Origin of the sequence: Pantoea ananatis PA13 (genome assembly GCF_000233595.1) — a bacterium.
Classification (GTDB): Bacteria; Pseudomonadota; Gammaproteobacteria; order Enterobacterales; family Enterobacteriaceae; genus Pantoea; species Pantoea ananatis.
On record NC_017554.1, the window covers coordinates 2245149 to 2257667 of the forward strand.

General features: G+C 55.6%; 15 protein-coding genes. 8 read left to right on the forward strand and 7 right to left on the reverse strand.

The window, feature by feature from the left end; all coding sequences use genetic code 11:
* Nucleotides 1-101: 101 nt before the first annotated feature.
* From fabI to sapA, 6 genes are all read right to left on the reverse strand, one after another.
* Nucleotides 102-890 carry an enoyl-ACP reductase FabI gene (gene fabI / locus PAGR_RS10615; RefSeq protein WP_014605755.1) on the reverse strand — a complete coding sequence of 263 codons (789 nt, stop codon included), beginning with the start codon at nucleotides 888-890 and terminating at the stop codon, nucleotides 102-104.
* Between the two features lie 141 nt (nucleotides 891-1031).
* The gene (gene sapF, locus PAGR_RS10620; protein WP_014605756.1) at nucleotides 1032-1835 is read right to left on the reverse strand and encodes a putrescine export ABC transporter ATP-binding protein SapF; all 804 of its coding nucleotides are present in this window, start codon (nucleotides 1833-1835) and stop codon (nucleotides 1032-1034) included.
* 1 nt (nucleotide 1836) lies between these two features.
* On the reverse strand, nucleotides 1837-2832 hold the full coding sequence (gene sapD / locus PAGR_RS10625; RefSeq protein ID WP_013025910.1) for a putrescine export ABC transporter ATP-binding protein SapD: 996 nt from the start codon (nucleotides 2830-2832) through the stop codon (nucleotides 1837-1839).
* The gene (gene sapC / locus PAGR_RS10630) at nucleotides 2832-3722 is read right to left on the reverse strand and encodes a putrescine export ABC transporter permease SapC (protein ID WP_013025909.1); all 891 of its coding nucleotides are present in this window, start codon (nucleotides 3720-3722) and stop codon (nucleotides 2832-2834) included. The genes sapD and sapC overlap by 1 nt, the downstream gene beginning before the upstream one ends.
* Complete coding sequence (gene sapB, locus PAGR_RS10635) at nucleotides 3709-4674, reverse strand: putrescine export ABC transporter permease SapB (RefSeq protein WP_014605757.1); 966 nt, start codon at nucleotides 4672-4674, stop codon at nucleotides 3709-3711. The genes sapC and sapB overlap by 14 nt, the downstream gene beginning before the upstream one ends.
* On the reverse strand, nucleotides 4675-6303 hold the full coding sequence (gene sapA, locus PAGR_RS10640; protein ID WP_014593795.1) for an ABC transporter substrate-binding protein SapA: 1629 nt from the start codon (nucleotides 6301-6303) through the stop codon (nucleotides 4675-4677).
* Nucleotides 6304-6334: 31 nt separating this feature from the next.
* On the opposite strand from sapA, the gene PAGR_RS24000 reads away from it, so the two are divergent.
* Both PAGR_RS24000 and PAGR_RS24130 read left to right on the forward strand, forming a co-directional pair.
* A complete protein-coding gene (locus tag PAGR_RS24000) occupies nucleotides 6335-6505 on the forward strand; it encodes a hypothetical protein (RefSeq protein WP_022623206.1) in 171 nt (56 codons plus the stop codon).
* On the forward strand, nucleotides 6495-6716 hold the full coding sequence (locus PAGR_RS24130) for a hypothetical protein (protein WP_233266578.1): 222 nt from the start codon (nucleotides 6495-6497) through the stop codon (nucleotides 6714-6716). The genes PAGR_RS24000 and PAGR_RS24130 overlap by 11 nt, the downstream gene beginning before the upstream one ends.
* A 534-nt stretch (nucleotides 6717-7250) precedes the next feature.
* Here PAGR_RS24130 and pspF read toward each other — a convergent pair.
* A complete protein-coding gene (gene pspF, locus PAGR_RS10650) occupies nucleotides 7251-8264 on the reverse strand; it encodes a phage shock protein operon transcriptional activator (RefSeq protein WP_014593794.1) in 1014 nt (337 codons plus the stop codon).
* Between the two features lie 162 nt (nucleotides 8265-8426).
* On the opposite strand from pspF, the gene pspA reads away from it, so the two are divergent.
* Genes pspA through PAGR_RS10680 form a run of 6 tightly spaced genes read left to right on the forward strand, consistent with a single transcriptional unit; the run spans nucleotide 8427 to nucleotide 12452 of the window.
* Nucleotides 8427-9092: a phage shock protein PspA gene (gene pspA, locus PAGR_RS10655; protein ID WP_014605758.1), complete on the forward strand. Its 666-nt coding sequence runs from the start codon at nucleotides 8427-8429 to the stop codon at nucleotides 9090-9092.
* A gap of 37 nt (nucleotides 9093-9129) precedes the next feature.
* Nucleotides 9130-9357, forward strand: coding sequence for an envelope stress response membrane protein PspB (gene pspB, locus PAGR_RS10660; protein WP_013025903.1), 228 nt, complete (start codon nucleotides 9130-9132; stop codon nucleotides 9355-9357).
* Entirely contained in the window at nucleotides 9354-9704 is a 351-nt protein-coding gene (pspC, locus tag PAGR_RS10665) for an envelope stress response membrane protein PspC (RefSeq protein ID WP_014593793.1), read from the forward strand. The genes pspB and pspC overlap by 4 nt, the downstream gene beginning before the upstream one ends.
* Nucleotides 9705-9761: 57 nt before the next feature.
* Nucleotides 9762-10010, forward strand: coding sequence for a phage shock protein PspD (gene pspD, locus PAGR_RS10670; protein ID WP_014605759.1), 249 nt, complete (start codon nucleotides 9762-9764; stop codon nucleotides 10008-10010).
* The gene (locus PAGR_RS10675; RefSeq protein WP_014605760.1) at nucleotides 9991-11388 is read left to right on the forward strand and encodes a YcjX family GTP-binding protein; all 1398 of its coding nucleotides are present in this window, start codon (nucleotides 9991-9993) and stop codon (nucleotides 11386-11388) included. Before pspD ends, PAGR_RS10675 begins: the two co-directional genes overlap by 20 nt.
* Nucleotides 11385-12452: a YcjF family protein gene (locus PAGR_RS10680; protein ID WP_013025899.1), complete on the forward strand. Its 1068-nt coding sequence runs from the start codon at nucleotides 11385-11387 to the stop codon at nucleotides 12450-12452. Before PAGR_RS10675 ends, PAGR_RS10680 begins: the two co-directional genes overlap by 4 nt.
* The last annotated feature ends 67 nt before the right edge of the window (nucleotides 12453-12519 follow it).

The window sequence follows — 12519 nt, forward strand, 5'->3', positions numbered from 1 at the left end:
CAGGGCAAAAGACCAATCGGTGATAATTAATAGCGATAAGGAATAACGCGGGGATCGGGCAGGGGGCGCGCAGGGCGAGCAACGCTCGCCCGTGAGGAAACTTATTTCAGTTCCAGTTCATTCATCGCAGCGATGCTGAAACCGCCGTCAACGTGAACGATTTCACCGGTGATCCCACCCGCAAGGTCGGAGCACAGGAAGGCCGCAGAGTTACCCACGTCTTCAATGGTGACGGTACGACGAATCGGGGTGACCGCTTCACAGTGGGCCAGCATCTTACGGAAATCTTTGATGCCCGATGCCGCCAGGGTACGAATTGGACCCGCAGACACGGCGTTAACACGCACGCCTTCAGGACCCATCGCGTTCGCCATGTAACGGACGTTTGCTTCAAGGGACGCTTTCGCCAGGCCCATTACGTTGTAGTTAGGGATAGCGCGCTCTGCACCCAGGTAAGACAGCGTCAGCAGGGCGGAGTTAGGGTTCAGCATCGCACGGCACTCTTTTGCCATTGCAACAAAGCTGTAGGCGCTGATGTCATGTGCGATTTTGAAACCTTCGCGGGTTACGGCATTGACGTAATCGCCATCCAACTGGTCGCCAGGGGCGAAGCCAATGGAGTGCACGAAACCGTCAAATTTCGGCCAGGTTTTTGCCAGCTCAACGAACAGGGATTTGATGCTTTCATCTTCTGCAACATCACATGGCAGCACAATGTCAGAACCCAAATCTTTGGCAAACTCTTCCACACGACCTTTCAGTTTGTCGTTTTGGTAGGTGAAAGCCAGTTCTGCGCCCTGTTTGCGCATCGCCTGTGCAATACCGTAGGCGATGGAAAGTTTACTGGCAACACCAGTAATCAGAATGCGCTTACCGGAAAGAAAACCCATAGCTGTAATCCTTATGGTCATGGTAGTTGGCGGTCGCGTTGTTTAAATAATAGACGACCGACGTTAATCGACGTGCGGATTCTAGCACGTCTGCTTGAAATCAGGAAAACCGCTCAGCGTTTTCCACAATATGCCGCAAAATCAACGCTCACGCCGCCAGGCTTCGGCGGTCAGCGCCTCGCCAAAATGGCTGTTGATCAGGCGTTTGGTCATCTCGTGCAGCGGCGAAGCGAGCACGTCTGCCGTTCCGCCGCGTTCCACCACTTCACCGTGATGCATGACGAGTACTTTATCGCTGATGTGCTTCATCATGCCAAGATGCTGGGTCACATAAATATAAGCAATGCCGTGTTTTTCCTGGAGTTCCAGCATCAGATTGACCAGTTGAGAGCGCATGGTCATATCCAGAGAGGCCAACGCCTCGTCAGCCACAATCACTTTGGGCTGCAGGATCAAGGCCCGTGCCAGCCCAAGGCGCTGCTTTTGGCCCGGTGCCAGCATGTGGGGATAGTAACCCGCGTGATCGCGCAGCAATCCCACCTGACGCAGCGTTGCAATGATGCGTTTTTCCCGTTCCTCAGCATCCAGCCCGGTATTCAGGCGCAGCGGCAGATCCAGAATCTGGCTCACGCGCTGGCGCGGGTTGAGCGACGTTGACGGATCCTGAAAAATCATGCGAATGCGTTGGCTACGATAGCCGTAATCACCAAAGCTGAGCGGATGATCGTCAATGATGATCTCCCCGTCGCTGGGGGCAACGGTGCCGCTAAGCATTTTCGCCAGGGTCGATTTACCCGATCCGTTCTCGCCGATAATCGCCAGGGTCTGCTTTTCACGCAGCGTAAAGCTGACGGATTTAACGGCTTCAACGTGCTGGCGGCGAAACAGGCCGGTGCGGTAGCGAAAGGTTTTGCTGAGATTGCGGACTTCCAGCAACGTTTCCATGTTATTGGCCCTCAACGTTAAGCGGGAAGTGGCAGGCGTACAGGTGCGAGCGGGTGCCCGTCAGCCGCGGCGTTTCAATGCACTTACGCTGCGCGTAGGGACAGCGTGGTCCCAGGCGACAGCCAATCGGCAGGCTCTCCAGGGACGGAATCGCGCCCGATAAGGTGTTCAGTCGGCTTTTGTGCGGCAGCGGACGACCAAAATCAGGCATGGCGCGAATCAAAGCCTGAGTATAGGGATGATGCGGGGTCGTCATCAGGTCTTCGCTTTGCGCCGTTTCGACCGTCTGGCCGCAGTACATGACGTTAATGCGGTTAGCCCACTGGCTCATCGTGCGCAGATCGTGGCTGATCAATAAAATGGTGGTGTTGTTGTTCTGGTTAAGACGGCTCAGCAGGCGGAATATCTGCGCCTGGGTTGTAGGCTCCATCGCATTGGTTGGCTCATCCGCAATCAGCAGGCGGGGCTGATTCGCCAGCGCGATGGCGATCATAACTTTCTGGCACTCGCCCTCGGTTAACTCATAGGGAAAGCTGCGCATGATGTCTTTATGATCCTTAATGCCCACCCGATGCAGCAGTTCAATCGCCCGGGTTTTACGCCAGAACCAAAAACGCTTCATCCACGGGCCTTTATAGGTCCAGCGCGGAATCGCCTGCATTAGCTGACGCCCGACACTTTCAGAGGGATCGAGACAGGATTGCGGCTCCTGAAAAATCATCGATACGTTATGACCCACGATGCGGCGGCGCTCACGGGCAGACAGACGCAGCAGATCAACGTCATCAAAGACCATGCGGTCTGCGGTAACGCGCCAGTTGTCGTTAGTCACGCCGCAAATCGCCTTGGCCACCAGACTCTTGCCCGAACCGGACTCTCCGACCAGACCGCGAATTTCGCCTTCACTGAGGGACAAATTAACACGATCGACCGCTTTAACCGGCCCATCCGCGGTCATAAATTCAATCGTCAGATTACGAATATCCAGTAACGGCATTATTCCACTCCCGCCTCGACGGCCCGACGAATGCCATCACCGAGCAGGTTAACCACTAATACGCTTAGCATCAGCGCCGCACCGGGCAACATCACGGTCCAGGGGGCCACGTAGACCAGCTCCAGGGAATCGCCCAGCATCGCGCCCCATTCCGGTGAGGGCAGCTGCGCGCCAAGGTCAAGAAATCCCAGGGCGGCAATATCAAGAATGGCCATGGAGAGCGCACGCGTAATTTCGCTGATCAGCATCGGTAACACGTTAGGGAGAATCGCATGCCACATAATATTAATGCTGGTCGCCCCATCGAGACGCGCCGCCACCACATACTCTTTTTCCAGTTCATCATGAACGGCGCTGTAAATTTCCCGCACCAGCCGTGGCATGAGCGCCAGCCAGACCGCCAGCAACGCATGTTCAAGGCGTGGGCCGAGAAAGGCCACCACGATGATGGCCAGCAGGAGAGAAGGAATTGACAGTAACGTGTCCAGCACGTGATTCAGCACGGCAGAGCGCACGCCGTGCGTCATGCCCGCCACGATACCGAGTACCAGTGCCCAGAAAGTGGCAAACAGCGTAACGACAATGGCTGAACCCACTGTCGGGGCCACGCCATTGAGCAGACGGCTGAGTAAATCACGCCCTAAATCGTCTGTTCCAAGGAAGAACGACACTTCACCGTAGCGTGACCAGGAGGGCGGTAACAGCTGGTAGCCCAAAAACTGCTGGTCGATGGGATAAGGTGCCAGGAAATGCCCAAACAGACAGAGCAGCAGCAGTGCGCCAAAGCCGTACAGACCTATCATCGCAGGCATGTCGCTATAAAAATGGTGCCAGCTCTGACGAAATGCGCTCGGCAGGCGTTTTTCGGCGTAGATGTTATCGTAGGGCATACCATTCCTTATGTTTCAGCGGATTCAGCGCCGCACCGACAATGTCCGATAGCACATTCACCACAATCACCACGCCGCCGGTCACCATCACACCGGCCGATATCGCCGCATAATCCTGCTGGCGGATAGCGTTAATCAGCCAGCGCCCCAGGCCGGGCCAGTTGAAGACCATTTCCGTGATCATCGCCAGCGTTAACATGCTGGAAAACTGCAGACCCAGGCGTGGAATGACGGGCGGAAGGGCATTATGCAGAACGTGACGGCGAATCACGGTAAAACGGGATAACCCACGGGTGGCGGCCGCCTTCACATAGCTTTTATCCACGACATCAATGGTGCTGATGCGCAATAAACGCACGATCTCGGTCGTTGGCGCCATGGCCAGAACGGTCACCGGCAAAATCAGATGCATCAGCACGCTAATCATCATTTCATGCCGCCACGGCGAGGGGCTGAGCCAGGCATCGATCAAGGCAAAGCCGGTAATGTTCTGGACCGGATAGAGCAAATCGTAGCGGCCGGAAACCGGCAGCCAGCCCAGCGTTAACGAAAAAAACAGCGTAAACAACAGGGCAAGCCAGAACACAGGAATCGAGAATCCTAACAGGGCGAGAGCGCTGATCAGTTTATCCTGCCATTTATGCCGCATCGCACCGGCGCAAATGCCCAGCGGAATCCCGACGATCAGCGCTAAGCTAAAGGCCATCAGGCACAGCTCCATCGTAGCGGGAAACACCTCACGCAGCTGTACGCCAATTTCCTGGCCATTGGTGCTGGAAACCCCAAAGTCCAGCTGCAGCATGCCTTTAAACCAGAACCACCAGGCATCGAACAGCGATGCGCCTTCCAGGGGCGCGTTAGGGGTGAAATAGCTCAGGCTGAAACTCACCAGCGAAAGAAAAAACAAGGTAATCACCAGCAATACCAGGCGACGCAGGATATAGATGACCACTTAACGTTCCTCTCGCTCATCACGATACACGCCGGCAAATGACGCATTGCCAAACGGACTCAAAACCAGACCTTTAATATCATGCCGATAGGCTTGCAGACGCAAAGATGAAGCCAGCGGCAGAACGGGCAGCTCGCGCGCCAGAATCTGCTGGGCTTTATCATAATTTTCAATACGCCCCGACAGCTGCTGTGACAACAGGGCATTTTTCAGCGTGTCGTCAAACGTGGGTGAACACCAGTGAGCATAGTTGGTCTGCGAACTGATGGCGGCGCAGCTGAGCAGCGGACGAAAGAAGCTGTCGGGATCGTTACTGTCAGTTGCCCAGCCCGCCAGCGTCAGATCGTGGTTCATTGCCATCAGCTGTGCCTCCTGAAAACGCCCCTCAACCGGCACGATGGTGACCTGTACGCCAATTTGCGCAAGGTCAGCCTGGATAAGCTCTGCCGTTTTCAGCGGTGCAGGGTTCCAGGACTGCGAGGCCGCGGGCACGACCAGGCGCAGATGAAGATCGTGGACGCCAGCGGCTTCCAGCGCTTCTTTGGCCTTTTTGGGATCGTAAGGGGTAATGCTGGCATCGGTATCGTAAGCCCAGGACGCGCGAGGCAGTATGGATGCAGCCGTCTCGGCAGTGCCGTAATAGATAGATTCCATCAGACGCTCATTATTCATCGCCAGCGCCAGTGCGTGACGGACTTCCGGCCTGTCGAGCGGCGGTTTTCGGGTATTAAATGCTAAATAGGCGATGTTCATCCCGGGCCGCAGCGTCATGCGCAGTCGGGGATCGTCACGCAGAATGGATATTTGGCTGGCGGCAGGATAGGCGAGCACGTCGCATTCGCCGGTAAGCAGCTTCGATAAACGGCCTGTTCCGCCGGCTCCGAGGTCGATAACCACCTGCTGCAGGCGCGGCACGCCTTTCCAGTAATGCGGGTTACGCGCCAGACGAATATATTGCCCGCTGCGGTATTCACTCAACTGGAAAGGACCGGTGCCGACAGGTAAACGATCCAGCTCTTCCTGGCGGCCCACTTTATCCAGGCTGTCAGCATACTCTTTCGACAAAACGGGCGCGTAGTGCGTCGCCAGGTGCCAGAGAAAAGAGGCGTCCGGACTATTCAGACGGAATTCGACGGTATCGTTATCGATTTTTTTAATGCTCTGAACGGAATCGGCGAACTGCAGGCTGTCGAAATAGGGGTAATAGCCACCGTTGACGTTATGCCAGGGATGTTTGCGATCGAACATGCGGGCAAAGCTGAATACCACGTCATCCGCATTCATGGCGCGGGTGGGTTTAAAGGTTGCGGTGTGCTGGAACTGCACCCCATGACGCAGGTGAAAACGGTAAGTGGCACCGTTATCCCGCACGTCCCAACTGGCAGCCAGATCGGACTGCAACCGGTAGGTGTAAGGATCCACATCTAACAGGCGGTCGTACAGCTGCGCAGCCAGCGTATCCACCGTTAAACCACTGCTGGCCATCTGCGGATTGAAGGTATTCAGCGTGCCGTTAACGCAATAGACGAATCCGCTTTGACGGATATCACCCGCCAGCGTCGGCGCAGACCACACAGGCGCGCTCAACACGCTGAGACTCAGTAACAGCGAAGGAATTAGTTTTAACATAGAACTCAACGATTCTCAGGCATTAGGCAGAGTGTATCGCAAAGCGGGCCTGGCCCCAAATACGCATCAGCGATTGCCAGCTCTTTGCGCGCGCACCAGCGTAAAAGTGGGATTGGCTGCCGCTGCCGATCGCGATCAGTTTTTACTCAGGCAGAACCTGTTTGTGTCGATGGCACAGGAGGAAAGCACCCATGACTATTGATGAAGTGACGGAAAATAAAAAAATCTACCTGCCGCTATTGCTGTTGGCCGATGAACAGGAAGATATGATTGACCGCTATCTTGCCAGCGGACGCATGTTCAGGCTGTGGGATAACGGAGTGAAGTGCATTGCCGTGGTGACGCGTTTAAACGAGACGGAATGCGAGCTTAAAAATATGGCGACCTGCCCGGCAGATCAGGGTAAGGGCTAAGGACGCGCGATGCTGGCTTATCTTGCAGAGACGTTTTTAAAAGCGTGAAAGACGATGTACGTCGGCACCGGGGACGTGCCAGGCATACTCCGTTTTTATCATAAAAGCGGTTTCCGCGAGTCACACCGGGTCAAGGATTTTTTCACGGACAATGATGACAAACCGATTATCGAAGAGGGCGTACAGTTACGTGACATGGTCTATTTACGCAGAGACGCAAATGACGCGTAAGCACGCGGAGTTGCGTGAAAAATAAAGGCATAGCGTTGATGTGGAAATGAGAAAAGTTCTCAATAAGGCTTTACAGATGCGAACAGGAATGATTATTATTCAGTTGCGCTTCGACGGTGGCTCTACCGAAGAAGAGCACGACATTGCTCACATTGCTTCCAGTTGCCCGCTTCGGCGGGCCCTTTTTTAGGCTCCCGCCCGCTTTCTGTCTCACCCTCTTGTCCCAGTCGTTTCAAAGAATCGCCCACGGAAAATTCCGAAGAAAAACAATGCCTTGCCACGTATCGGAACCGGCCAGATCCTTTATGCTTGTCCATCTCGCGCCTGAATCCCGTGCTTTTTCATCATCGCTCTGAGCTGGTGGTAGGTCACACCCAGTAAGCTGGCGGCACGACGTTGATTGTACTTCGCCTGTTGTAAGCTGATTTCTACCACATCGTGCTCCTGCTGATTCTGCCACTGACGCAGGTCAAGCGGTAAAGAAGGCAGGGCCGATGCCGCGTCCGGCACGTGGGCAGGCGGCGGGGCATCTTCGGGGGCGGTGCGTCGTTCAAACGGGTTGATAATGATGTTATCCAGAGGTTCATCGCTGGTGTTATGGCGATAGACCGACCGCTCAACGACGTTTTTTAGCTCACGCACGTTACCCGGCCACGGGTGTTCCAGTAAGGTTTGCTGAGCCTGCTGAGTAAAGCCGGGAAACAGGGGCAAGGTCAACTCCCGGCACATCTGGATGGCGAAATGGTCCGCCATCACCAGAATATCGCTACGGCGCTCGCGGAGCGGCGGCAGTTGAACCACATCGAACGCCAGACGATCGAGCAGATCGGCACGAAACTTCCCGGCGGCGGCCAGCGCGGGCAGGTCTTCATTGGTGGCGCAAATCAGGCGCACATTCACCTGAAAAACGTGATTCCCGCCTACGCGTTCAAGCTGACCGTATTCAATAACCCGCAGGAGTTTTTCCTGAACCAGCATCGGGGCGGTTGCCAGCTCATCAAGGAACAGCGTGCCGCCGTCTGCCCGTTCAAAACGGCCCAGGTGACGCTTTTGCGCGCCGGTAAAGGCGCCTGCCTCATGTCCAAACAGCTCCGAATCCAGCAGGTTTTCATTTAGCGCGGCACAGTTGAGCGAGATAAAAGGGCCCTGCCAGCGATCGGACAGATAGTGCAGACGACTGGCGATCAGCTCTTTACCGGTACCGCGTTCGCCCACGACCAAAACCGGTTTTTCCAACGGTGCGAGTTTCGATACCTGCTCCAGCACTTCCAGAAAGTTGTTCGATTCGCCCAGCAGGTTATCGTTGTTAGGAGACATGATGAATTTCGCCACTGATTAATCAATTTAACTATCTTAGAACAGATAAAAAAAACTGCAAAGCCAGCAATGCAATAAAAATCAATAAGATAAAAGTTGGCACGCATCTTGAATTAACCCGTACAGCAAGTTGAAACTATGACAATCAAGAGGAACATCATTATGGGTATTTTTTCGCGTTTCGCTGACATCGTTAATGCCAACATTAATTCCCTGCTGGAGCGTGCAGAAGATCCGCAGAAGCTGGTGCGCCTGATGATTCAGGAAATGGAAGATACGCTGGTTGAAGTCCGCTCCACCTCTGCGCGCGCCCTGGCAGAGAAGAAACAGCTGGCACGGCGGATTGAGCAGGCAGAGCTTCAGCAGGCCGAATGGCAGGACAAGGCTGAACTGGCTCTGCGTAAAGACAAAGAGGATCTGGCCCGCTCCGCGCTGATCGAAAAACAGAAACTCACCGATCTGATCGCCACCCTGAAACAGGAAGTTGACCAGGTTGAAGAGACGCTGGCTCGCATGAAAGGCGAAATCACCGAGCTGGAGAAAAAGCTGAGCGAAACCCGCGCACGCCAGCAGGCTCTTACGCTGCGCCACCAGGCGGCATCGTCTTCACGCGATGTCCGCCGTCAGCTGGACGGCGGTAAAATTGATGAAGCGATGGCGCGTTTTGAATCCTTTGAGCGTCGCATCGATCACATGGAAGCAGAAGCAGAGAGCCACGGTTTTGGCAAACCGAAAACCCTGGATCAGCAGTTTACCGATCTGAAAGCGGATGACGAAATCAGTCAGCAACTGAACGCGCTGAAAGCCAAAATGAACCGCAGCGAATAAGACGCCGCTTTCTGCTGGACAGGATTAAGGAGAGTCAATGAGCGCATTATTTTTAGCCATTCCATTAACGATATTTGTGCTGTTTGTGGCACCCGTCTGGCTATGGCTACACTACAGTAACAAACGCAACGGGGGCACCGATCTGTCGCAGAGTCAGATGCAGCGCCTGCAACAGGTAACCAAAGATGCCCAGCGCATGCGGGAGCGCATTGAAGCGCTTGAAGCCATCCTCGATGCTGAACATCCTAACTGGAGGCAGCCATGATGAAAGGCCGCAAGTTATGGCGTAAGCCTGACGAAGGGAAGCTGATGGGCGTGTGTGCCGGTTTAGCCGAATACCTTGACGTTCCGGTACGACTGCTTCGCATCATCGTCGTCTTGTCACTGTTCTTTGGTCTGTTTGTGTTTACCGTGATCGCCTATTTCGTGTTGGGTTTTGTGCTGGACGTTAAACCGGCCGGCGTGGATAACGGAGAATACGCGCCCAGCGCCGGTGAACTGCTGGACCAACTGGAAACGACACTGCAACAGGATGAGCGTAATGTTCGGGATATTGAACGTTACGTCACCTCTGAAACCTTCAGCGTGCGCAGTCGTTTCCGTCAGATTTAATCGTTGTTCTGCAGCGGGCCAGTGTCTGGCCCGTTTGTGAACCGTTTGGAGGAAGTGATGACTGTTTCACGCACTGCGGCTTTTCGTCATCGTGCAACACCTGCGTTGAAGTCCGCCGCTAAATTTATCATTATCAATGCGATAACTTATGGTCCTGCGGGCGTGACCGGCTGGGCGGTGAAATCGGTGGCGCGTCGTCCGTTGCGTATTCTGTTAGGACTGGCGCTTGAGCCACTGCTAAAACGCGTGATGAACACTGTGGCATCACGCTTCATCAAGGAGAAAGATGAAAAGACTGCAAACTGAATTGCTGGCATTGATGAACCGCGGCGTCGATCGCCATCTTCGTCTGGCGGTAACCGGATTAAGCCGCAGTGGTAAAACGGCCTTCATTACCTCGCTGGTTAACCAGCTCCTGTCTGTTCACAGCGGTGCCCGACTGCCGCTGTTTTCCGTGGTGCGCGATGAGCGCCTGCTGGGTGTGAAACGCGTCCCCCAGCGGGACATGGGCACGGCGCGTTTTACCTACGATGAGGGGCTGGCGCAGCTTTACAACACACCGCCCGCCTGGCCAACCCCGACGCGAGGCGTGAGTGAAATGCGCCTGGCACTGCGTTATCGCCCCAACGATTCGTTACTCCGCCATCTCAAAGACACCGCCACGCTCTATCTTGAAATCGTCGATTACCCGGGTGAGTGGCTGCTCGATCTGCCTATGCTGGCACAGGATTATCTGACCTGGTCGCGGCAGATGAACGGCTTATTACAGGGCGATCGCGCCAGCTGGGCCGTGCCATGGCGTGCACTGAGTCAAACGCTTGATCCTTTTGCTCCGGCGGATGAGAACCGCCTGGCCGACATCGCTGCGGCCTGGACTGACTACCTGCATCAGTGTAAAGCGGAAGGGCTGCACTTCATTCAGCCGGGACGTTTTGTTCTGCCTGGCGATATGGCCGGTGCGCCAGCGCTACAGTTTTTTCCCTGGCCAGCTGACGATGAAGCCCAGGCGGCGAAGCTGGCGCAGGCCGATAAAGGCAGTAACTTTGCCATGCTGCAGCAGCGATTCAATTACTACTGCCAGCATGTCGTAAAAGACTTCTATAAAAATCATTTTCTGCGCTTTGATCGCCAGATCGTGCTGGTGGACTGCCTGCAACCGCTCAACAGCGGGCCGCAGGCGTTTAATGATATGCGGCTGGCGTTAACGCAACTGATGCAGAGCTTTCATTACGGGCAGCGTACGCTGTTCCGACGGCTGTTTTCACCCGTCATCGATAAGCTGTTATTTGCCGCGACCAAAGCCGATCACATCACCAGCGACCAGCACGGCAATATGGTCTCTTTGCTGCAGCAGCTTGTGCAGGACGCCTGGCAAAACGCCGCGTTCGAAGGCATCAGCATGGACTGTATTGGCCTGGCCTCGGTTCAGGCCACAAAAAGCGGGCTGGTCGATCACCGTGGCGAAAAAATCCCGGCACTTCGCGGTCATCGCCTGCAGGATGGCGAGGCATTAACCGTTTATCCGGGTGACGTTCCGCCCCGGCTACCGGGCAGCGCGTTCTGGCAGCAGCAAGGCTTTCAGTTTGAGCAGTTTCGCCCACAGCAGCTGGATATCGATCGCCCACTGCCGCATATCCGCATGGATGCGGCGCTGGAATTTTTACTGGGAGATAAATTGCGATGAGCGATCCGTTAAAACCGCGTATCGATTTTGCCCACCCGCTGGAGGATAAGCCCGAAAGTGTGCTGCGGCCTGCTCAAACGTTTGAAGACGATGCCCAGGCCGCTTTTTTGGCTGTGCAAGACAGCGACGCGACGGTTGAAGAAGAAAGCGCAGGGGAAAGAGCCGTCGAGGCTGCGCTGAAACCTAAACGCAGCCTGTGGCGCAAAATGGTGGGCGCAGGCCTGGCGCTGTTTGGCGTCAGTGTCGTGGCGCAGGGCGTGCAGTGGAGCCACAATGCCTGGCTGGCGCAGGACTGGTTTGCGCTGGGCAGCGGCGTCGCCGGCGGACTGATTGTTCTGGCCGGTGTGGGCGCGCTGACCCAGGAATGGCGCCGCTTATATCAACTGCGGCAGCGTGCGGAAGAGCGCGATCGGGGCCGGGAACTGCTTAACAGCCACGGCGTGGGCCAGGGGCGGGCTTTTTGTGAAAAACTGGCGCGTCAGGCCGAACTGGATCAGGCTCATCCGGCGCTGCAACGCTGGCATGCCTCGCTTCACGAAACCCACAATGATGGTGAAACGGTCCGGCTCTATGCCCAACTGGTGCAGCCGGTTCTTGATCGCCAGGCCCGGCGGGAAATCAGCCGCCATGCTGCCGAATCGGCGCTGATGATCGCCGTTAGCCCGTTGGCACTGGTCGATATGGCCTTTATCGCCTGGCGTAACCTGCGGCTGGTCAACCGCATTGCGGCCATTTACGGTATTGAGCTGGGCTATTTTAGTCGACTGCGCCTGTTCCGACTGGTGCTGCTTAACATGGCGTTTGCCGGGGCCTCAGAGCTGGTGCGCGAGGTCGGAATGGACTGGATGTCGCAGGACATCGCGGCCCGCCTGTCGACGCGTGCCGCGCAGGGCATTGGTGCGGGGCTGCTCACCGCCCGGCTGGGTATCAAAGCGATGGAGCTGTGTCGGCCTTTACCCTGGCTGGAAAATGATAAACCTCGTCTCGGCGATTACCGCCGGGAGCTGTTAGGGCAGTTGAAAGACGCGCTACAAAAGGGCGGGAATAAACATCCGCAAAACTGACTATAGATTGGGGCCGTTATTCAACGTTCCCTGTTTAGCGCGCCAAATCTGCGGGGGACCGTTCCGG